This window comes from Curtobacterium sp. NPDC090223, from assembly GCF_044746585.1.
GTDB lineage: Bacteria > Actinomycetota > Actinomycetes > Actinomycetales > Microbacteriaceae > Curtobacterium.
Genome location: NZ_JBIVCN010000006.1, coordinates 158,849 through 178,099 on the forward strand (window position 1 = coordinate 158,849; position 19,251 = coordinate 178,099).

Here is a 19,251-nt window from a genome sequence, read left to right on the forward strand (position 1 = left end):
GTGGGCGGCGCCTCAGCGCCGGGCGCGCCGGGCGGTGCCGCAGCGGTGGCGGGCGGCGCCTCAGCGGCGACGGGCGCGCCGGGAGCCGCGCCGGCGTCGCGCGGTGGCGCGCCACGTGGCCGCTCGACGGGTGCGCTGCTCGGCCCAGTACGGGTCGAGCAGGGTGCCGACGAGCTCGAAGGCGACGGCAGCGACATCGAGACGCCAGCGGAGCGGGACGCCCTCGACGTGCGCGGTGAACGCCGTGGCGAAGTCGGAGGTGGTCGACGGGAACGCGAACTCCACGGGGAGCGTCACCAGTCGGTGCCGGTCCTCGTCGGCCTGGTCGATCGCGTCGTCCTCGGGGTCGTACTCGACGAGCACGTCGGCCTCGAGCTGCGCGAGCACGTCGTGCAGCTCCTCGAGTTCGCGCGGCGGCACCGCACCGAGCGCCTCGATGGTCTCCGGCGTGAAGTACCGCCGCTGGCCCCGTGCGTCGTGCCCCATCGAGTGCACACCGAGCTGATCGCGTTCGAACCACATGCAGCCAGGCTGCCACGTCGGGTCCGGCCCGGTTGTCGGTCGCGTTCCGTGCGGACGGCCTGGAGGCTCGGGTCGGCTTCCGGACGCCGCCACCGTTAGGCTCTACTCCCGTGGCTCTCACCATCGGAATCGTCGGTCTCCCGAACGTCGGCAAGTCGACCCTGTTCAACGCCCTCACCAAGAACCAGGTCCTGGCGGCGAACTACCCGTTCGCCACCATCGAGCCGAACGCCGGCGTGGTGAACCTGCCCGACTCCCGGCTCGACCAGCTCGCGACCCTCTTCAACTCGGAGAAGACCGTGCCGGCGCCGGTGTCGTTCGTCGACATCGCGGGCATCGTCAAGGGTGCGAGCGAGGGCGAGGGCCTCGGCAACAAGTTCCTCGCGAACATCCGCGAAGCCGACGCCATCGCGCAGGTCGTCCGCGGGTTCGCCGACGACGACGTCGTGCACGTGGCGAACAAGGTCTCGCCCTCCGACGACCTCGAGGTCATCAACACCGAGCTGATCCTCGCGGACATCGAGACCATCGACAAGGCACTCCCGCGGTACGAGAAGACCGTGAAGCTGAAGCAGGCCGAGCCGATCGTGCTCGAGACCGCCCGCGAGGCCCGTGCCGAGCTCGAGCAGGGCACGCTGCTCTCCGCCACGACGATCGACCTGTCGCCCATCGCGGAGCTCGGCCTCCTCAGCGCGAAGCCGTTCATCTTCGTCTTCAACGTCGACGAGGCGATCCTCACCGACGAAGCCCGCAAGGCCGAGCTGTCCGCGCTCGTCGCCCCGGCGCAGGCCGTGTTCCTGGACGCCAAGATCGAGTCCGAGCTGATCGACCTCGACCCGGAGGACGCCGCCGAACTGCTGGAGTCGACCGGGCAGACCGAGTCCGGGCTCGACCAGCTCGCGCGCATCGGGTTCGACACCCTCGGGCTGCAGACCTACCTGACAGCCGGGCCGAAGGAAGCGCGTGCGTGGACGATCGGCAAGGGCTGGAAGGCTCCCCAGGCTGCCGGCGTCATCCACACCGACTTCGAGAAGGGCTTCATCAAGGCCGAGGTCATCTCCTTCGAGGACCTGATGGAAGCGGGCTCGATCGCCGAGGCGCGTGCGCACGGCAAGGCCCGCATCGAGGGCAAGGACTACGTCATGCAGGACGGCGACGTGGTGGAGTTTCGATTTAATAACTAGATCGTTGATCTGGTGCGCATCGAGCCGCGAAATCTGACACAGATTTGACTCAAAAATCGTCCCCTGTGTCGATTTTGTGTCAATCGCACGGAGGCTGATCGCCTCCGCGATCGAGACCATAGCTGCCCGTCTGAGGCACGATCTGCCCCGGGCGAACATACTGTCGGCCCCGACGCGAAATCGCTCCTACGGCGCAGCCATGGCCCCCAGACGGGCGGGTTGTTCCCTGTGTGTCCTCTCTGCCAGGCTCGTGAGTGATCCACAGCTTTACGAAGGGGGAGTCCATGACGGATCTTGCTGTTGCTCCGAACCAGATGCTCACAGCCGATGAGGTAGAGGTTTCGAACCTCTACGACGAGGACAAGATTCCGGCAGGCGCCACCAACGCCGTCGAGGTCGTCAGCCAGGTCGACGACCCGGCTGCGTTGAGCTACATCGTCACCACTCGGTCTGAGGATGGTGAAGCGGCAGAGGTTCTGACAGTCGGCCTCGACCGCCACCTCAAGAACTGGAATCTGGAAGGCAATCCCAGCGCCTACTTCCTGGCGTTGCACAAGGTGATCCAGCTCCAGCACGGCGTCGATGTCCGCCTCGCATCCAAGACGGATGTCGAGGAGCGTGCCGGTGAGCGCGAGGTTGCCGAGGCGGTTGCCCGTCATCGCAACTGGGAGGACGACGAGCAGAAGCGTCGAGCCGCCAACTCCGCGGTCATCATCAAGGCGTTCGAGGACCGTGCGACCTCGCCCGCTGGGGTCAGGGCGTTCGTCGGTCAGTACGACCTCAACACCAACCAGATCAACGCTCTCGCCAAGCGAGCCACCAAGTGCGAACCGCCCGTGATGCTATCCAAGGAAGCAATCACCCAGTGGGCGCAGGTTGTCCACGACGACCGTCCGAAGCCGAAGCCGAAGCCCGGCGAGTCGAAGACGCCGGTGGCCGAACTGGCAGACAACTTCTACCTCGGTCGTAAGAAGAACGACGACTAAGACCAGTTCTCCCCCGGCCATCATCGATGACCGGGGGAGTTCTCTGTCAGGGGGAACATGCCATCGATCAATAAGTCCATGATGCACTTCCAGCAGGACTTCCCGCTCTCACAGATCATTCCGCGTGAGCACCGCACTCGGCTGCGAACGAACGAGACTGAGCGAGTGCTGTCCGAGTCGATTCAACGGTTTGGCTGGGTACAGCCGCTTACCCTCGACGCTCAGTACAGGATTGTAGACGGCCAGTATAGGTATGAGCTGGCGAAGAAGTGGAAGCTGGAATCTGTTCCAGTCATCATCAGCAACGGTGTCTCGAAGCGAAGCGGCACAACCGACCTCTTTCACATGCTCGCGGGTCGGATCATTGAGTGGGATAAGTGGGATTACCCGGCAACGGCGACCATCCTCAAAAGTCTCGACGGAGGTTTGGGCGTCGACCATTCCCTCGGTGTCCCGGCAGTCGATGAGTCGGGGTCGCTTCGGGAACTGGCTCGGATCGTCGGGTGGTTTGTCGAGGTCATCCCGACCACGCTGACAGCTTCCAGCGCGACGATGGAGACGCTCACCGATCTTCTGGTGAAGAACCTCGGCCAGAAGTACCACTACGATCCCGCGCAGCTCCTCTACATCGAAGCGCTCCGCGAGCAGATCCTGGACACTCGGATTGAGATGGTCACCGAGGGTCACCCTGACGCCGACGGGAAGTTCAAGGAGAAGCTTCGTAAGCACCTGACGGATGAGGAGTCCGCCGTCGCCACCGGAAAGGCACTGGCCGCTGCAACGGGTATGGAACTGCAAACGGACGATGAGACGGGTCTGTCCCAGTTCAGCATCGACGCGGAGGTCAACTACCTGGTTCGCAAGCAGCGGGAGAACATCGAGGACATTCGCGCGGCACAGAGCGGCGAGACTCCGGCGCGACCTACCCGCGTGCCCCGATTCTCCTTCGTCGCCTTCGCTACTCAGGCCAGCAGCTACACCCGGGAGGAGGCCGAGGCATTCTACGATTCCAGCGACGACGCCGCGATTGCGACCGAGATGTCTCGGCTCATGGATCGGCTGGGACAGTAAGGACCGACGAAAGGAAGCCCCGAGAGATGACATCGGGGCTTCCTGGGAAACAAGCAACGCCCCCGGGTTCGGGTCCCAGGGGCGTTGCGGTCTTTAGGGCGGTCTACGCCTTGTCTCGTATGGAGTAGAGGATCGGCACACCGTTGCTGATGAAGACGGAGTAGACCTCCTTGCCCTTGCCCTTGCCCTTGCCCTCGGCCTCGGCATCAGCCGGAGCCTTCTTGAAAGCTTCCAGCTGCTGAGGGGCCACATGCTGCTCAGCCTCGACGGCGTCGAAGGTCGCCACAGGTCAGTCCTGCTTCTTCAGGGTGTCGATGCGGTCGGCCAGCTCGGAGAGCACCTTGATGGCCGAGTCACGCTTCGCGATCGCCTCCTCCTTGCTCTTGGCGTAGAAGGGCCGGCTGCGGCCGGCGTCGTCCACGAGGCCACCGACCTCGTGCTTCAGCCGAGCGAACATGCGAGTGACCTCCTTGCGGTCGAACTCGTCGGCCTTGGTAGCGGTGGGCTGGGTCTGGGTCGTGTTCGCCATGATGATTGCCTTTCGAAGTGGTTGGGAAGTGGTGTTGGCGGCAATCATCGTTGGACTAGTCCTACTGTCAACTCCTTCGGCGTGTCCAATCCCGCTCCACCGCTCCAAGGCATTCCTTTCGACCGTTGGGGCCGGTGCTGAAACCGCCTCCTAAGCGCGCAGCCCACAGCCCCGATGGCATCGTGTCTCTGGATCGTGCTTTCGCCTCGTCCGGGCAATCTTGGGCTGCGAGGGGTGTTCCTGGATGACGATGCGCGAAGTGGGGATTTCAGCAGAAAGATGGTGGTGTCGGTGGTCGGCGCTACAATGTGATTGGAACTGCTCAGCAGCGGAAGGAACATTATGGGGTTGGACTGGCCCGGCGCATTTGCGGGTGGAAGCCAGTTGTCGGAGGCTGAGCAACAAGCGGCCAAGGCGGTAGTGGACGAGTTTGGCGACGCAGTGAGGACTGAGCTGGCTTCGCGCGGTCTACCGCCGCACGCGTCTCCGTTCTTCCGGCCGTTCTCCTTCATGGCGGTGCGGGACAGCTCGCAGATCATGGTCGGCATAAGCGCCACGAGCGCCATCCCACAGGTTCTCTGGCTTGACCGTCCAGGCGAGAAGTACCCCCTGTCAGCGATGGTGGATCTTCTCCAGAACAGGCAGGGTTGGCCGGTTGCCGCCGTCGCGTCGCTGCCCCTACCGACGAGCGCCATGCGTGGCATGGCGGTTCAACTAGCAGCAGCGGAGCACGCGCAGGAAGTAGAGACCATGACCACCCTCGGCAAGCTCGGCGACATTAGCCATGTCCGACACCTCGAGAACGACCTCCGTCGCTTCCTCGAGGACCACCCAGACCGCGACCGCAATGTCTTCGTGATGATGCGATTTGCCAACACCGTGCAGATGAACCAGATCTACCAGTCGATCAAGGACGCTCTGGCTGAAGTTGGCATGACTGCCGTTCGAGCAGACGACCGGGATTACACGGGTGAGCTGTGGTCCAACATCGAGGTGTACCTCACTGGCTGTGCCTACGGTATCGCCGTGTTCGAGGATGTCGAGCAGCGCGACTTCAACCCCAATGTCTCCCTAGAGCTGGGCTACCTCATGGGCCGAGGCAAGCGGACGCTCCTCCTGAAGGAGAGGCGGCTGCCCCGGGTTCCCTCGGATGTGGTGCACCGGCTCTACAAGGAGTTCGACATCTTCGACATCGATGCGTCGATCAAGCGTGAGGTCGGTCGCTGGATCAGCGTCGACCTCGGCCTGAAGTTCCCCTAGCATGGTCGAACGGCGGCGAGGATGGTAGGCCCTCGCCGCCGTTGGTGTGCGCACACCTGGGGATGTGTGCAGATCGTTTGCTCTCAGAGATCCCAGACATTCCCCGAGAACAGCTTGCCCTCGGCGTCTGTGAGCAGTGCTGTTCTGAACAGCGGCTGCTGCTTCCGATCCTTCTCCGGCTTGCCCGTCTGCTGTTCCATCTCGTCGTAGTATTCCTGAGCGGTCTCCATGACTCGCTTCGCGATGGCCTTTTGATTGGTCAGGTAGATAACCATGCCGATGGGCGTAGGGCTTTCGCGACGGAAGTAGGTTGCGACGATCCGCCTCATTTCGTCAGGCGTTTTCATGCTCAACTCAATCTCGACGGCGATGGAAGGCAGACCGATCGGGGTGAGATTGAGAGCAAGATCGGCAGGGTGCTGGTACTTCGCTTCGCTCGGTCCGGTGTAGATGAGCTTGCCTACGATCATCCAAAGTTCGGGGTGCTGAAGGAGTAGAGCGTCCACCGACTGGCCCTCGGGTCTGTTCCTTTCGATGTCCTGCCACAGTGACTGGATGGCTTTTCCTCGCTCTCGACCATCGCTGAACTTGCTCCTCGTGCCCTGCGGCTGAAGCGCACTGTTGAAGCTCGCACGCATGTAGCGCTCGGGAATCAAGAAGGGAAGAAGATCGAGTCCGGCACTGAGGGGGACGCTCACATGCTTGCGGATGGTGTCCGTTCCAGCCATGAGCTGCGCGGCAACCTGGCTGGCGAGGAGGTTGGGCCGAATCTTCGACAGGTCGAACTGACCGCTCCGGTGGAGGGGCTGAGCCGTCACTGGCACCTCCATGGCCGTCCTCAAGTAGCTGTGACCCTTGCCGGTGAGGTACCAGAGCTGAGGTCCGAACTCGATCTTCTCCTGTCCGATTACGCCGAACTCCTGGAGTCCGAGCATGAGCCGACGGGCGCTTGGCTCGGACAGGTTGCGCAGTACCCCAACCTGCTTCGTGGTGATGAACTCGAAGAGCTGGAGGAAACCGAGCACGAGGAAATCCTTCTCGGTGAGCCGCTTACGGCGGTAGGTTGAACCCTTCTTCTTGGTTGGGCTGTTGCGGTCCTTGCCCCGGTTTGGATGCTCCCAGCCGTTGACTTCGCCTGCTGCCACACGCTCCTTCCACTCCCTTCCGGTCATAGGCTGGCCGTTGGCGGGTGTCTGATCGTATGCCGAAGCGGTCGATTCGCCATCGAACTCTTCATCATCACCGTTCAGCACGGGGTTGATTTCGGCTGGCTCATCGACTTCTTCCGCCTTCCTAACTGCGCCGATGGTCGTACTTGCCTGTGGCTGCTGCTGCGCTACGGGCTGTTCTAAGGCGACAGGAGACGGGTCTGCGGCGGCTGTTGCAGGGCTTTCGTAGTCTTCGTCTGAGAGGAAGTCTGGGACGCTTGTGGTGGTCATCTTGGCTGCTCCTTGTGGTCCTTTGCGGTCACAGAACGCCTACTCAAGAGAAGTCACGAAGTAGGAACGAACTGCAAACGCTCATATCGCAATGACCGCAAACCAACTGCAAATGTGGCTGCAAACAAAGAACGCAAGCAGGTATTTGCACCCACTCGCCCTCCTCGTGGCGGATGAGGAGGTCAGCTCCGCTGCCCTCCAGGGGGGGGGGAGAAGCAAAGCGCCGAGCTGCGCTCGTCGAATCGCAGCTCCGCTGCGAGCTGCAGCCTGCCGTGGGCAGTCTGTGGGAAGCGGTGCTTCCCAGCGAAGGCCGCAAGCGCTCTTCGCTATCCCGCTGGAAGGATGTTGGCACCCTTCCAACCTGCCCTCGGGCCGTTGCCACTCCGAGACCCCGCCGAAGGCTGCACCAGCAGACTTCACTCCTCTCCACTGCGAACCCGCCCAGTGGTCTACGGAGGTGTGCGCACACCTTCACTACGCGCTCCGCTCGTTCCCAACTGCGGAGGGCAGTTCCATGTCCACAGCACATGGAGTGCTGAAAGCTGTCTCCAAGGAGCCAACACCTTCACTCAATGCCCCTACTGGATCTCCAAACGATGAGACCAACTAACAGGAATCTGAGCTTCAAGGCCGGGGAAGCGGGAGCGGCGGCCGCGGCGATGGTGAGTCGGTGGTTTTTTTAGCCTGCGGCTGTAGGAGAGCAGTTTTGAGCCTGGGGTCAACAGCCGTTGTCAGCATCGAGCCAAGCGTCAGCAGGAGAACAGCTCTCCTAGATTCCTAACTGCGCCGATGGTGAATGGACTAGTTCTCTAGTTCATTCAGGGCGAGAGTAACTTCTCGCAGCTCTTCCTCCACGGACTGCATACGCCGCGCCGTCATGCTGCTTCGAGAGTCAGCCCCAGCCTGACTGTGGCTAGCCCGGTTCTCCAAAGCCTTTCGCTGCCGACGCAACGACACCAGCTGTTGATCGAGCTCCGCCAGCCGAGCCATTCTGTCGTGGCGATTCCGGATGTATTCTTCTCGCGCTTCGGGATCGTCAAGGGCCCCGGGTGGCAGGGGAAGCGTATCCATCGGGCTTGCGAGACTGTTCCTTCGCCCTTCCAGAAGTTGCTCAGATTGCCGGATAGTGACGAGGTCTGGAAGTCCCAGCAGCTGATCGTCCTCGCGGAATCGCTCGCCCTCAAGTTGCTCTAGTGTCGCCTGGAGGTGATCACGCTGCCTTTCCAGCTGATGGTGGCGGTCGTGAAGTATTCGGAGGGCACGCTCCTTGCCGTCCGACACTTCCTTCACCTCGTCGAGGGAGTCGTCACTGACGGGGAGCTGCGTGCGGTCCTTTGCATGCTTCAGGAACTGAAGCGGCTCGTAGAGGTGAATGCGCTGCTCTGCCTCCGCCCAGTACTCATCGATGAGTTCGGGCCGTGGTCCTTGAGTCTTCCCTCGCTCGATGAGCCACCAGTCCTCCTTCGCGTCATCCGTGACGAAGATCACTGGCTTCTTCATGGTCTCACCAAGTCGCAGGATCTCCTTCCAGATGATGAGATCCCCGTACTCGTTGCCGTTTGTCTTGTTGGCGTCTTTGTATCCTGGCGGCACCTTATCCTCGTAGCGCCGTTTGCCGTCTTCCTCGATCGCATCCAACTCCTCGCGGGTGAACCCCTGCCCGACCCGTTGGGAGTAGAGGTCGCTGATGCGGAAGAAAGTCTTCTCGGGATCGCCATCGCCCGCAATCCACACCTCGTGTTGTTCCGCCTGGGCGTCAACTTGCGCGGAGAAACGCTCGAAGAGCGTGTCCAGCTCCTTCGTCAGCTCGTTGCGGTTGAGCGACGGGTGATGCTTGTACTCGTTAAGCTTGTTGTTGACGGTGTTTTTCGCCGAGTCAACAGAAGCCTTGATCTTCGAGAAGGCATCGGCGGTGTTGCTGATCACTTCAAGCCTGCGGCGCTGAAACTCTAGGCCGACCTGGTGAGGAATCCAGAGCGAATCCTGAAGGCTTTCGAGCACGCTTAAAAACTCATCGCGAGTGCTCGGCGTGTACCGGAAGAAGTTCAGCAGGGTGTTGGTGTCCAGCACGATGATGCCCTCCGTCCAGAGAGCATCAAGTTCCTGACCGGCTGGCGCGTAGTACGCCCTGAACACATCTCGCATGGTCGTCCCTCCACCGCTGAGCGTTACTCATCCTAGCGGCTCGGCAGTACCGCTCTCGATAGTTGGTGTCGGAGGTGGTGAACGATGAATGACACGCCACTACTCGGGGAACGGGTTGGGTTCCATGTGGACATCGGTTGGCCGCGCCCTGATCCGTGCTGGGGCGACTGTAGCTACTGCGCTCAGGGCCAGTACCGCTTCGAGGATGAGCAGACAGCTCAGCGACTTCTCGACCTTCTACGGTTCTGGCGTAACTGCGCCGACGCTATCGATATACCTCCCCGACTGAGGAGGTCATGATGCCCTTTTACCACCTGCCCATTTCGGCAAAGCATCCAGAGGTGTGCGCACACCCATCGAACTGCACGCTCGGAGTCCATGTGACGACCGTGGAGGAGGCAGCCAAGCTCCGGGAGCGTCGGGACGACGCCTACGGTTCGCTCGCTCCCGTGTTCACCAAGGCTGATCTGCCCCAGCTCCGGGAGTGCCTGCGGACCGGCGAACCCTTCTTCGACTTCAGGTGAGGAGCAGGACCATGCCAACAGCAACCAACAGCAACCTCCACTACTCACCTAAGCTCGGACGCTATGCCCGCTGCGTGGCTCAGCAGCAGTGTGAGTACGGTGACGCGCACACCTCTCTAGCCGGCCTCGCCCGGGCGGGAGGAGCCGAGGTGTCCACCAACGGCCACAGCCAGCTTCAGATTGTCAGCCCCATCGTCGGCGGCGCGTTCTCGGTCGGTACCGACAAGCAGCGTCAGACCTTCCGGGAGGACGGCTCCAAACTCACCCCGACCGAGGCTCGGCGGTGGCGTGACACCATCGCTCAGCTCACCGAGGACAGCGGTGGTGTGACATCACGGCTCGGCCCGACCTTGCTTCCGTCCCTGGGCTGGGGCGAGGGTCCGAAGCGAGCACAGACAACGGTGCGTCACACCACCGCCTCCGACTTCGCCCTGGCCGAGTCCAGCAACGATCCGGGCGTGCTTGCACAGCTAGCCCACTCCGCCGATCCTGCCGTGCGGCTCGTGGTGGCGCAGAACCCGGCGACGGCCACCGACACCCTCGAGGGTCTTGCGACGAGCACCGACGACGGATCGAAGCTCTACCGCGACCGGGCCCACACCGAGCTGGGCCACCGCTACCAGGACCTACGGGATGCCGCGGAGCTGGATGCCTGCGAGCGAATGGACCGAGATGGTGTCTTCCAGAAGCAGCTCCAGGAAATGCCGAGCTACCGGCAGCTCGTCTACATGCCAGCGAAGCGGTGGCAGCAGAAGCCCGTCAAGGCTCGACGCTCGCTGATCCAGCGGGCACTGCATGAATCCGGTCGGGTACTCCGGCTCTCCTTCCGATTCGGCGGTTGGACGCTGCGCAAGAGCTTCCAACTCATCACGGGTAAGGACCCGGTGAGGCTCGTCAAGATCCCGGCCGCCGTCGCCGCCTACAGCTCCGCCCCGGAGGTCGTGGGCTTCCTAGCTGATGTGTTTGGAGCACTGGCCGATGACCAACGCTCGCGAAAGAAGATTCGCCGGAGGCTCGGATTGGGCTGACCCTACGATATGAACCGCGAGTGCCGTGAACCTGTCCCGGCATTCACCTCCTGTGTGACAGATACGCCGGAGACGCAGAGGTTACTCTCTTCCAACTGCGTCTCCGGCGTTCGCGCTTTTTGCGGTGCCTTTCTGACTGTGCGGCCGTTTTGATATGTGGCTGTCGATCGCAACAACAGGAGGCAGATCATGTTCAAGAAGAACGACACCAATCCCGCTCCCCAGGACAGCCGCTGGATCAAGCTCGGCATCATCGGGGCCGCGCTCGCACTCGCTCTGAGTGTCACACCACTGCTCAGCAGTACGAGCACCGATGCGCTCACGAGCGATGGGAAGTTCTGCGTGAAGGCAGTCAGCGATGAGTCTAAGTTCAAGGGGCAGGCGGGCTGGAAGGATTGCGGCTCAGGAGCTGAACCGGTGACCGAGCCAACCACACCGCCCGTTGCTGCTGTGCAGTGCCGTGTAGCGAAGAACACCTTCGGCGGGTACAGGCAGGCCAACGCAGACAAGGGCTACAGCACCAAGCCGTATGACGAGTACTGGACTAGCCCTTACACGACTCCGGGGCTGGTCTTCTACACGCTCGATCGTGACTGCAAGCAACAGCCCGCGACGGGCATCTCTGTGACCGATGACGCGACCGGCGAGAAGCTCACCGTCGAAGGTTCCAAGGGTGCGTATTCGGCTGAAGGAGTGATCCGGGATCACAGCTACACGGTGAAGGTTGACGGCAAGCTCCTTTCCGATCCTGAGAGCACGAAGATCGTGACCGGCGACGCTGGCTGGTACTCGATCATCGACGCCAAGTTCGCCGCTCACTCGCAGATCGTCCTCGGCTGATCCTCTCGAAAGCACTAGGAAGCCCCGGAGCACATCGCTCCGGGGCTTCCTTCGTGTGGACTCGCCATCCACTGTCGCTAGGAGCTGTTCTCAGGCGTTTTGGGCGCCAGGTGCAGCAACGATGCGTCCAAGAGGAGAGACGGGCTGAGGCGGGCAGGTAGCGATTCCTGCCTGTGGTTGTGTGACACCACCGCTGCGCTCCGATAGTTGCCGAGACAGAGGAGGATCGCCATGGATCAGACACAGCGAGAAGGCGCACGCCGCCGCACTGCCGAACTTGCCGCCGAGCGCTACAGGAAGATGCCCGCATGGGCGAACGCCGCACCTACGGTTAGCCCTCGCTCGACGAAGCCGAAGCCGAAGCCGGTTGCGGTGCCCGGCTACGAGCTGTGCCTCGCCGCGAAGGAAGCCGCGGCCCTCCGCTGGCTCACAGATGGTATGGACTCGCCAGATCCTGCCGTCTAAGGCGCGTGGAGCGCTCAGGCGCACATCCCGACAGCCTGCGAGTCTCGGCGTCTTAGACGGGCAGCGTCGGTGCCGGGCGAGAACGCAACTGCGCTGCCGGTCACGATCGATATACCTCCAGCCCACTCGGGCCTACACCGGAGGTACCCCATGCACCTACTCGCCCTGAGCAACCTGGTTGATTTCGTCGTCAACAGCTGGATCGGCCCAGCCTTCGTGCTCATCATCGCTGCCGTTGCCATCATCCTGGCCCTGAAGCGGCAGCTCGCCGCCTTCCTGTCCTTCGCCGCCATCGCCGTGCTCGCCGCTATCTTCATCTTCTTCGGCAACGACCTCTTCGGCAAGAACGGCAATGTCACCAAGGCGGGCAAATCAGTAGCCCAGAAGATCAACATCATCGACCTGGCCGGGAGTACATACGCACCCGGCTTCCTCCGGCTCACCCCATGAGATTGAAGCACGAGTAGGAGGACGGGGCGGCACCGAATCGTTGCCGCCCTACTTCTTTGCCTGCTCAACAGTCAGCGGTGATGCGACACGACACCACCACTGGCTCCTCCCGAGACGACCACCGTCCAGACTCTGAAGGACATCGCCGACTCGTCAGATCCACCGTCCTAAGGCGGAAGCAGCCCTCGGACGAGCATCCCAACGGGCAGGAATACCTCGCGCCTTAGACGGGCAGCCACAACGGGCGGCAAGAAGGGACCCACCTGTTGATATAGTAGTCTCCTACGCAAAGAAAGCCCCGGAGCACCAACCGCTCCGGGGCTTTCGTCTTGCGCCCCTAAGCTTTTGATATGCCCACCCAACGGCGTTGCTCCTCTCGGAGCTGAAGCTGTCGCTCGGGGGCATCCCTGAAAGTAGGCACCAGCTGGTCGGCTCGTAAACAGAGTCGGACCGGGTTAGTCTCCGCGGGCGGCAGTCGCCAGGGCGGTATCCCCCTTCGAAGTACAGACCCCTTGATACGGGAACGGAACCGATCGGAGGATGCCGAGGAGCAAGCGGTGTGTTGGCAGAGACGACTGCCACGAGATGAAGGTCACCTGTCCGCTCCTCACACTTGGAAAGCTCATTAGCGTAGTAGTGAGCAAGTCCGGACTGGGAAACTGGAACGGCGAAGACGACTTTTCGGTGGAATGGAAACCGATCCAGGTGGCTCGGAGGATTCGGGGCCAGCTCAGGCTGGGTGTCGACAGGTTGGTGGTCGGCGATACTACGCCTCCGCAGTGGAATGACTTCAATGATGAGATCATTCGGCGGGGTTCTTGAATGAAATGACTCTTCTCACCAACCTTCCTTCGACCTCCGACTTCTTCTCTGTTGTTGCGTCGCACACCTCCTCAGCTTTGCCGCCTCGATATCTCCTTGCTCATCAAGAGAGGGAGCTTCCGATGAATCGAGTCACAACAGCAATGGCAATCGTCGCGGCGCTGACCGTAGGTACGAGCGTTGTCGTCGTCAACGAGGCACGGCCGGCAGAGGCAGCGGAGATGAAGGCGGCGGACAACTGGAGGGGCCAGACCAGGACGCTGCGTGTCTGGCCCACCGGAGCTGATCAGGCAGTCGGGGTGGGTGTCGTCAGGCTGCGCTACACCTACCCCGGCACCATCAGCAAGATCGTGGTCGGTTCCGGCTGGAGAGTGGAAGAGCGGACGGCTTCAAGCTTCGTGCTCACCAACAGCGACGGCTTTGTGGCTCGAAGCTGGAACCGGGACGCTGCCTCGGATGTGGGTGTCCGAGTCGATGGCAACTTCCGGCTGGCTCCTGCCGAGCTGGAGTACCTGGCCGGTGGCACAAAGATCATGACCGGGGACGACTTCGACCGAGGCCGAATCTCCATGCGGTGAGTAGGTATGTGACACCACGGCCGGGGCCACGATCCTAGTTCGGACCGTGGCCCTTTGCTGCTGCCCGGAGAGTCAGAGCGGGTAGCTGCCTAGGTCGGCGTAGCCGTTCTTCCACTCAGAGCAGGCGGGGTGGGTGGACAGCCACCCTCGAATCCCGGTGAGGGCACCGATGGTCTCCTGCAAGAGGTTGATCTGCTTGTGGATGAAGCTGTGGTCGTTCAGGTTAGAGCGGAGCGCGTGGGCAGGCTTCTGGCGTGCCTGCCGGACATCCCGCAGCGGCGCAAGAACCTTCCTCGCGTCAGCCGCACTGACTCCGTGGTCGAGCATGAAGCTCTGGAACCGGTTCAGACTCCCGATCCGCTGATTGCGGTCGTCTGTCGTGGGGGCACCGACGCGATCGAGGAACGAGCCGCTCAGGTTCTCCGACAGCAACTTGTCGAGCTGAAGGACGAACTCATCCCACTCCCTCTGCGATGGCCGGAGCAACCAACCGAAGTCGGCAGGACGCTCCTCAATCCGGAACATCTGCTCACCGAAGGCCAGCTCGGTCAGCTGATTGAGATTCTGTAGCTCGATGAACAGGTGGGCGAAGGGTCCGACCGCGTCCGGCCATCTGCCCATCTGCGACCCCCACCAGATTGGGTGCGGTTCCAGACCGCCGTCGGGCACCTGGTAGGTCTCCCACCGTCGCTGGTGCTCCGGGGTGAGTGTGATCAGGTCGCAGTAGAACACAGCAACCCGCCGCTCAATGGGCGAGCCGGGGTCGCTGGAGTCGTAGCCCGAGAGATCGTAGGCGAAACCGATGTGGCTCAACCCCACATGGTCTCTCTCGAAAACATCGTCGCCGTCGAAGGCTTCGTCGGTGAGTCCCATGCTCGCCCCGGCGTCTCCGAAGTCGAATCGGAACCGCCCGTCGTTGCGGTACTGCTCAAGCACGGCGAACTCGAAGTAGGCCAGCTCCAGGGTGCCTTTGCCCCGCGCCATGGCGCGGGCGTAGGGACGGCCAGTCAGACGACTGGGCAGCCTGACGCCTTTCATCCCCTCGACGGTCGGGTACAGGCAGACGCCGTAGTCGTCTGCTGTCAGAGACTCGAGGTCCTGTTCCTGATCGTCCTGCGAGCGCCTCGACGGCCACGGCCGGATGTGGATGTTCATGTAGTCCGCTCCGGTCACGACCTGGACCAGCCCGGCTCGCACCAGCTCGATCGCAGGGCTTCGCGCCTCGTCGACCACTGCGCCGTGAAGGTGCAGCCCGTTGAACTCGCGTGAATCCAGGAATCGTCTACGAATCTGTTGGAGGAGGTCGAGCGCAGCGGGACTCGGGTCGTCACTGCTGCTGGATGACTTCAAGGGCCGTACCTCCGGATTCGTCTTGTACTGACGGTCAGCCTATCCGCGAGCACCGACATCGGAGAGTGTGGCAACTAACGAGCGTTTGTTGCCACAAGATCGATGACCGTTTATTGCCACAAGCGAAACCCTCCGCTTCGATATGTCCTCGTGTGGCACCAAGTTGTGGCACCAAGAATCGAATCAGGAGGGCACTATGCCGAAAGTGAAGGGGTACATCCGGGCTTCAACCGATGACCAGGAGAACACGCTGGAGACTCAGCGAGAGGAGCTGGAAAGGGCCGGCTGCGTCGAGTTGTACATCGATCAGCTCTCAGGGGCGGTGAACATTAGTGGCAGCAAGAAGAGTCTCGACTCCGATTGGCAGCGGCTCCGGGCAGGTATCGAGAAAGGTGACCGGGTTGTGGTTGTCTCCCAATCGAGGCTTGGCCGCAAGAGCTACGAGGTGCAATACGCAGTCGGAAAGCTCATCGAGGACGGGGCGGAAGTGCAGGTGCTTGAGGATAATCGAATCTACGATGACCTCGACGACTTCAGCCAGAACATGAACCTGTCTTTCCGGGCTGTGACCGATCAGAACGAGCGGGTCGAAATCAAGCGGCGTACGAAGAAGACGCTCAACTACCTGAAGGCCAACGAGGTCAAGCTCGGTACCCCGCCGAAGCTGTCCCGGAGCCTCGTGAACTACATCCTGCTACTCCGTGAGGCCAAGATGACCATTCGCGAGATTGCCGCCGAGGTCAAGGTCTACAGCAAAAAGCACGACAAGCTTATGCCGATCAGCACGACCACGGTCCAGAAGGTCATCAAGGGCACCTACGGCCTGACGCTGGAGGACACCGAGGAACACAACAGGCGAGCGCGGGAGAACATGGTGAAGATCGCTAGGTCGAAGCAGGCACTCGAAGGACGGCGCTCCGGCGCGAAGGGGGCCGACCATGAGTAAGCCCAGGTTCACCACTGATGAGGTCCGCTCCCTGCGGGACCGGGTTGCCACAGGTTCGAGCAAGGCCGAGCTGGCTAAGGAGTACGGCGTTGCCTCCGCAACGCTCAGCCGAGCGCTCCGAGACGGGTACCGAACAAGGGACGAGTGGGAGCGTCACCCACCCGTGGGCACGGCTCCGGTCCTCTCCAGGGAACAACTCACCGAGCTGCTGAGGAGGCGGGCTGACGGCGAGTCGATTCGCCAGATTGCTGAGGAGCTGGGCATCGATCGACGCCGAGCCTATGCCGCGACTCACGAGGGGTATCGGACGACCGACGATCTGGCGGAAGCCCGGGCGCGCTACTACTCGAAGAACTGACTATCGAGGCGAGAAGGGTCGGGGCAAGCCGCCTCGGCCCTTCTTCCCGTTCTTGCCGTCCGTAACCTGCCCTCTCGCACGCAGACAGCGATCCGTGGAACATGCTCATCGCCTCGGTATCCATGGGCTGAGGCGGGCAGCTACGGGATCAGAACTCGAAACCGCCGGCTCCTACGCCGTCGTCCACCAGGTGGCCGTAACGCTCCAGGGTGAAGGACGAATCGTGGTGACCCATCTCGTCCGCGATTAGCGGCAGCGGTACGCCGGCCTTGATCCTTGACGAAACCGCGTAGTGACGGAGGCCATGGTGGGTCCAGCCGTTCCGCTGAGTCGAGTTGGTTCGGTGCTCGGGGTACTCCAGAAACTGCTCGGCCACCCAGTCGTAGAGCGGATTGACGAGCTTGGCGTAGTTGCTCTGCGACTGGTAGGTACCCGCGCCGGGGACGATCCGAGTCGGCTTCCTCCAGCCGGGATCGGTGAGCACGGACGGCAGACCACCCCGGCTCTTCCTCGCCTGGTTACGAGTTGGAAACAACAGTAGATCTCTGAACTCAGAGGTTCGCGGTCCTGCGTCGAGATGGGCAATCGCGGGATGCTGCCACAGCTCCCGGAGCCGTTCCCAGAGCAACCAGTTCAAGGGCGTGAAGCCATGGCTCCAGAGCGTGAGCGATTCGTCCTCCGTTGCCGACCAGAGCTTATGCTGCGGGTCCTCGAAACGCTCCATGACTGCCGCGACCTGTGCTCGATGCGTCCCATTGCCGAAGCCGTTCCAGTTGGGTAGGAACGCCGGAAGATGCACCGTTCGACTTTTCTTCCGGCCCTTTGTCCCCGTGACCCAGATCTTCCCCTTGCTCGCCTGACTCGCCTGCTCGCTGACATCGATCGTGCCGTCGAAGGCGAAGGGCATTTGCTGCGGGTCGGTGCGGGCCTTCTCCATCATCGCGCCGAGCCGCCAGTCGTGCGTCCCGGCGAAGCTCCACTGAGCGGCTGTCACCACATGGCGAACTCGGAGAGCGAGGACCTCACCGATACGCAGACCCCCGCCCGCGCCCATCGCAGTAGCGAGGGCGATCTGTCGGTAGCGGCTTGCAAGCTCCTTCGTCTCGACCCCGCGTCGTGCTTCTGGGTCCTTGTAGTGCTGGGGGATACCCCTCCGGTGCTTTTCAGTCACTTCCCCCGGCAGCCCGTCGAGGAAGCTCGTCATCATCGGCCCAGTCAATCCCAAGCCCGGGTGGAACGGCATGGAGCCGTACCGCTGGTTGGGGTGGTCGAGATTCCGCCGCAGCTCATCCCACTCATTCAAGGGGCCGGTTTGGAGAGTGTGGCTCGCCGTGACGATGAAGGCGGCGACGAGCTCGGAACTCGGTATGTCGTTGGTCGGCACAAGCGGGTTGCGCTTGCCCGCCGCCGTGCCAGAAATCCGAATGCCCTGAGCCAGTCGGTCCGCCTGCTCCTTCGTGATTGGGCCAGCGTGATTGAAGATGCCACGCACCAGCGAACGGGCTTTCTCCTGCTGGCCTCTGCTCTGGCTGACCACATCGACGGTGGCAATGTCAGCAGGTCCGACATGGGTTACTGGTCTGCCGCCGAATCGATCGATGAGCTTCTTACCGAAGTAGTAGTATTGATCGTAGGTTCGGCTTGACCATCGGGATTGATTCGATGCAAGCCAGCTCTCCACTGCCTCCGTGACGGTGGGTACATAATCGCCGGGACGCCAACCCGCAACAAACTCACCCGACATCTCCCGGGCCTTGCTCTCGGCCAGTTCCCGGGTGCTGCCCCCACTGGTCGTTCTACGCTTGCCAGTGACCCGATCCACATACACGATTCGCCAATACTTAAAACGGCCCACCGGCTCGTAGATCGTTGCCTGCGTCCCCCGGATCGGGATGCCCTTACCCATCTCGTCGCTCCTGCGTCGTCTGTGTCAACCAACCCGTGTCAATCGTTGCACATCCGCGCCAGCAGTGCGATCTAGGATGGAGAACATGACATGTGCTGAGTTCCGCTTCAACAACTAGGTCCCCGGCGTCGCCCTGACCTGACGGATCTGGGCGACGACCTGCTCCAGCGATCCCCGCGGCTCGTCGGGCCAGTGCGGCGCCCGACCCGCCTCGGCCCGCAGCCAGCGCAGTGTCGCGTACCGGAGCCGGTGTGACGACTGTCGCAGGTCGTGGTCGAGCTGGATCCTGACCTGTTCCGGCAACCACGTCTGTCCGGCCTCGATCAGGTCGAGCGGGTGCGGCGGACGGACCTCGAGTCCGGCCCAGTCGGCGAACGTCGTCGTCCGGTCATCGGCGTCCGGTTCGCCGAGCACGACTCCCGGGTCCGCGAACGCCGCGCGTCCGGAAGCGAGGACGGTGTCGATCGTCGTCGGCGCGGGTTCGTCGATCCCCGCGTACCGGGAGGCGTCGTCGAGCCACTCGTCGACGGCCTCGCGGAGGTCCCCTTCAGCGCGCCGGAGTTGTTGATCGGCGATCTCCGCCTCGGACTCGGCATCCGTCGGCATGCTGATGAAGGCCTCGGAGAACCCGAACGCTCGCATCACGTCGACGGCTTCGGCGTGCAGGAGGGGGCGGTCGCCGTTCTCGACCGCATCGACGTCGTCCTCGGTCCAGGCCCAGCCGCGCAGTCGCATCCGCAGCGCCAGATCGGCAGCGTCCGAGTCGGTCAGTCGTTCGCGCAGCCGGCGCAGGTTCCGTCCGATCTGTCCGTCGTCCACCCTCATGACCGCGACGCTACGCCGCGGTA

At 62.4% G+C, this 19,251-nt stretch carries 19 protein-coding genes; 11 read left to right on the forward strand and 8 right to left on the reverse strand.

All coding sequences use genetic code 11. The features are described from left to right. Positions 1–60: 60 nt before the first annotated feature. Complete coding sequence (locus ACIPJY_RS15740; RefSeq protein WP_400465554.1) at positions 61–522, reverse strand: hypothetical protein; 462 nt, start codon at positions 520–522, stop codon at positions 61–63. Between the two features lie 110 nt (positions 523–632). Between ACIPJY_RS15740 and ychF the strand changes: the two genes are divergently transcribed. The 3 genes from ychF (at position 633) to ACIPJY_RS15755 (ending at position 3,763) form a co-directional block, all read left to right on the forward strand. Next, positions 633–1,706 (forward strand): redox-regulated ATPase YchF, encoded by a 1,074-nt coding sequence (gene ychF, locus ACIPJY_RS15745; RefSeq protein WP_400465557.1) that lies wholly within the window; start codon positions 633–635, stop codon positions 1,704–1,706. 284 nt (positions 1,707–1,990) lie between these two features. Continuing rightward, on the forward strand, positions 1,991–2,692 hold the full coding sequence (locus tag ACIPJY_RS15750) for a hypothetical protein (RefSeq protein WP_400465560.1): 702 nt from the start codon (positions 1,991–1,993) through the stop codon (positions 2,690–2,692). A 78-nt stretch (positions 2,693–2,770) separates the two neighbouring features. Then, positions 2,771–3,763, forward strand: coding sequence for a ParB N-terminal domain-containing protein (locus tag ACIPJY_RS15755; RefSeq protein WP_400465563.1), 993 nt, complete (start codon positions 2,771–2,773; stop codon positions 3,761–3,763). A 103-nt stretch (positions 3,764–3,866) separates the two neighbouring features. Here ACIPJY_RS15755 and ACIPJY_RS15760 read toward each other — a convergent pair whose 3' ends face one another. Both ACIPJY_RS15760 and ACIPJY_RS15765 read right to left on the reverse strand, forming a co-directional pair. After that, complete coding sequence (locus ACIPJY_RS15760; RefSeq protein ID WP_400465566.1) at positions 3,867–4,049, reverse strand: hypothetical protein; 183 nt, start codon at positions 4,047–4,049, stop codon at positions 3,867–3,869. 3 nt (positions 4,050–4,052) lie between these two features. After that, the gene (locus ACIPJY_RS15765; protein WP_400465569.1) at positions 4,053–4,292 is read right to left on the reverse strand and encodes a hypothetical protein; all 240 of its coding nucleotides are present in this window, start codon (positions 4,290–4,292) and stop codon (positions 4,053–4,055) included. 312 nt (positions 4,293–4,604) lie between these two features. On the opposite strand from ACIPJY_RS15765, the gene ACIPJY_RS15770 reads away from it, so the two are divergent. Beyond that, positions 4,605–5,552, forward strand: coding sequence for a hypothetical protein (locus ACIPJY_RS15770; RefSeq protein WP_400465572.1), 948 nt, complete (start codon positions 4,605–4,607; stop codon positions 5,550–5,552). Between the two features lie 83 nt (positions 5,553–5,635). Here the strand turns inward: ACIPJY_RS15770 and ACIPJY_RS15775 are convergent, their stop codons facing one another. Both ACIPJY_RS15775 and ACIPJY_RS15780 read right to left on the reverse strand, forming a co-directional pair. Continuing rightward, on the reverse strand, positions 5,636–6,991 hold the full coding sequence (locus ACIPJY_RS15775; protein ID WP_400465575.1) for a hypothetical protein: 1,356 nt from the start codon (positions 6,989–6,991) through the stop codon (positions 5,636–5,638). Between the two features lie 801 nt (positions 6,992–7,792). Further along, positions 7,793–9,136 carry a PIN-like domain-containing protein gene (locus ACIPJY_RS15780; protein ID WP_400465578.1) on the reverse strand — a complete coding sequence of 448 codons (1,344 nt, stop codon included), beginning with the start codon at positions 9,134–9,136 and terminating at the stop codon, positions 7,793–7,795. A 296-nt stretch (positions 9,137–9,432) separates the two neighbouring features. Between ACIPJY_RS15780 and ACIPJY_RS15785 the strand changes: the two genes are divergently transcribed. From ACIPJY_RS15785 to ACIPJY_RS15805, 5 genes are all read left to right on the forward strand, one after another. Further along, complete coding sequence (locus tag ACIPJY_RS15785; protein ID WP_400465580.1) at positions 9,433–9,660, forward strand: hypothetical protein; 228 nt, start codon at positions 9,433–9,435, stop codon at positions 9,658–9,660. 11 nt (positions 9,661–9,671) lie between these two features. Continuing rightward, positions 9,672–10,688, forward strand: a complete 1,017-nt coding sequence (locus tag ACIPJY_RS15790) for a hypothetical protein (protein ID WP_400465582.1) — start codon at positions 9,672–9,674, stop codon at positions 10,686–10,688. 189 nt (positions 10,689–10,877) lie between these two features. Then, entirely contained in the window at positions 10,878–11,528 is a 651-nt protein-coding gene (locus tag ACIPJY_RS15795; RefSeq protein ID WP_400465585.1) for a hypothetical protein, read from the forward strand. A gap of 615 nt (positions 11,529–12,143) precedes the next feature. Next, on the forward strand, positions 12,144–12,443 hold the full coding sequence (locus tag ACIPJY_RS15800) for a hypothetical protein (RefSeq protein ID WP_400465587.1): 300 nt from the start codon (positions 12,144–12,146) through the stop codon (positions 12,441–12,443). 944 nt (positions 12,444–13,387) lie between these two features. Continuing rightward, positions 13,388–13,843, forward strand: coding sequence for a hypothetical protein (locus tag ACIPJY_RS15805; RefSeq protein WP_400465590.1), 456 nt, complete (start codon positions 13,388–13,390; stop codon positions 13,841–13,843). Between the two features lie 72 nt (positions 13,844–13,915). On the opposite strand, the gene ACIPJY_RS15810 is transcribed toward ACIPJY_RS15805, so the two are convergent. Continuing rightward, the gene (locus tag ACIPJY_RS15810; RefSeq protein ID WP_400465593.1) at positions 13,916–15,193 is read right to left on the reverse strand and encodes a hypothetical protein; all 1,278 of its coding nucleotides are present in this window, start codon (positions 15,191–15,193) and stop codon (positions 13,916–13,918) included. 196 nt (positions 15,194–15,389) lie between these two features. Here ACIPJY_RS15810 and ACIPJY_RS15815 point away from each other — a divergent pair, with 196 nt between their 5' ends. After that, complete coding sequence (locus ACIPJY_RS15815; RefSeq protein ID WP_400465595.1) at positions 15,390–16,139, forward strand: recombinase family protein; 750 nt, start codon at positions 15,390–15,392, stop codon at positions 16,137–16,139. Next, entirely contained in the window at positions 16,132–16,497 is a 366-nt protein-coding gene (locus tag ACIPJY_RS15820; protein ID WP_400465598.1) for a hypothetical protein, read from the forward strand. The genes ACIPJY_RS15815 and ACIPJY_RS15820 overlap by 8 nt, the downstream gene beginning before the upstream one ends. Positions 16,498–16,645: 148 nt before the next feature. Here ACIPJY_RS15820 and ACIPJY_RS15825 read toward each other — a convergent pair whose 3' ends face one another. Then, positions 16,646–18,403 carry a hypothetical protein gene (locus tag ACIPJY_RS15825; protein WP_400465601.1) on the reverse strand — a complete coding sequence of 586 codons (1,758 nt, stop codon included), beginning with the start codon at positions 18,401–18,403 and terminating at the stop codon, positions 16,646–16,648. A 114-nt stretch (positions 18,404–18,517) separates the two neighbouring features. After that, positions 18,518–19,228: a hypothetical protein gene (locus ACIPJY_RS15830; protein ID WP_400465603.1), complete on the reverse strand. Its 711-nt coding sequence runs from the start codon at positions 19,226–19,228 to the stop codon at positions 18,518–18,520. Positions 19,229–19,251: the final 23 nt, after the last annotated feature.

Excerpts from the sequence above, each read along its gene's own strand:
- ACIPJY_RS15750 (WP_400465560.1), top strand. The coding sequence starts at position 1,991 with ATGACGGATCTTGCTGTTGCTCCGAACCAGATGCTCACAGCCGATGAG.
- ACIPJY_RS15775 (WP_400465575.1), bottom strand. The coding sequence starts at position 6,991 with ATGACCACCACAAGCGTCCCAGACTTCCTCTCAGACGAAGACTACGAA.
- ACIPJY_RS15785 (WP_400465580.1), top strand. The coding sequence starts at position 9,433 with ATGATGCCCTTTTACCACCTGCCCATTTCGGCAAAGCATCCAGAGGTG.
- ACIPJY_RS15740 (WP_400465554.1), bottom strand. The coding sequence starts at position 522 with ATGTGGTTCGAACGCGATCAGCTCGGTGTGCACTCGATGGGGCACGAC.
- ACIPJY_RS15800 (WP_400465587.1), top strand. The coding sequence starts at position 12,144 with ATGCACCTACTCGCCCTGAGCAACCTGGTTGATTTCGTCGTCAACAGC.
- ACIPJY_RS15780 (WP_400465578.1), bottom strand. The coding sequence starts at position 9,136 with ATGCGAGATGTGTTCAGGGCGTACTACGCGCCAGCCGGTCAGGAACTT.
- ACIPJY_RS15815 (WP_400465595.1), top strand. The coding sequence starts at position 15,390 with ATGCCGAAAGTGAAGGGGTACATCCGGGCTTCAACCGATGACCAGGAG.
- ACIPJY_RS15765 (WP_400465569.1), bottom strand. The coding sequence starts at position 4,292 with ATGGCGAACACGACCCAGACCCAGCCCACCGCTACCAAGGCCGACGAG.
- ACIPJY_RS15790 (WP_400465582.1), top strand. The coding sequence starts at position 9,672 with ATGCCAACAGCAACCAACAGCAACCTCCACTACTCACCTAAGCTCGGA.
- ACIPJY_RS15805 (WP_400465590.1), top strand. The coding sequence starts at position 13,388 with ATGAATCGAGTCACAACAGCAATGGCAATCGTCGCGGCGCTGACCGTA.
- ACIPJY_RS15830 (WP_400465603.1), bottom strand. The coding sequence starts at position 19,228 with ATGAGGGTGGACGACGGACAGATCGGACGGAACCTGCGCCGGCTGCGC.
- ACIPJY_RS15825 (WP_400465601.1), bottom strand. The coding sequence starts at position 18,403 with ATGGGTAAGGGCATCCCGATCCGGGGGACGCAGGCAACGATCTACGAG.
- ACIPJY_RS15820 (WP_400465598.1), top strand. The coding sequence starts at position 16,132 with ATGAGTAAGCCCAGGTTCACCACTGATGAGGTCCGCTCCCTGCGGGAC.
- ACIPJY_RS15795 (WP_400465585.1), top strand. The coding sequence starts at position 10,878 with ATGTTCAAGAAGAACGACACCAATCCCGCTCCCCAGGACAGCCGCTGG.
- ACIPJY_RS15755 (WP_400465563.1), top strand. The coding sequence starts at position 2,771 with ATGATGCACTTCCAGCAGGACTTCCCGCTCTCACAGATCATTCCGCGT.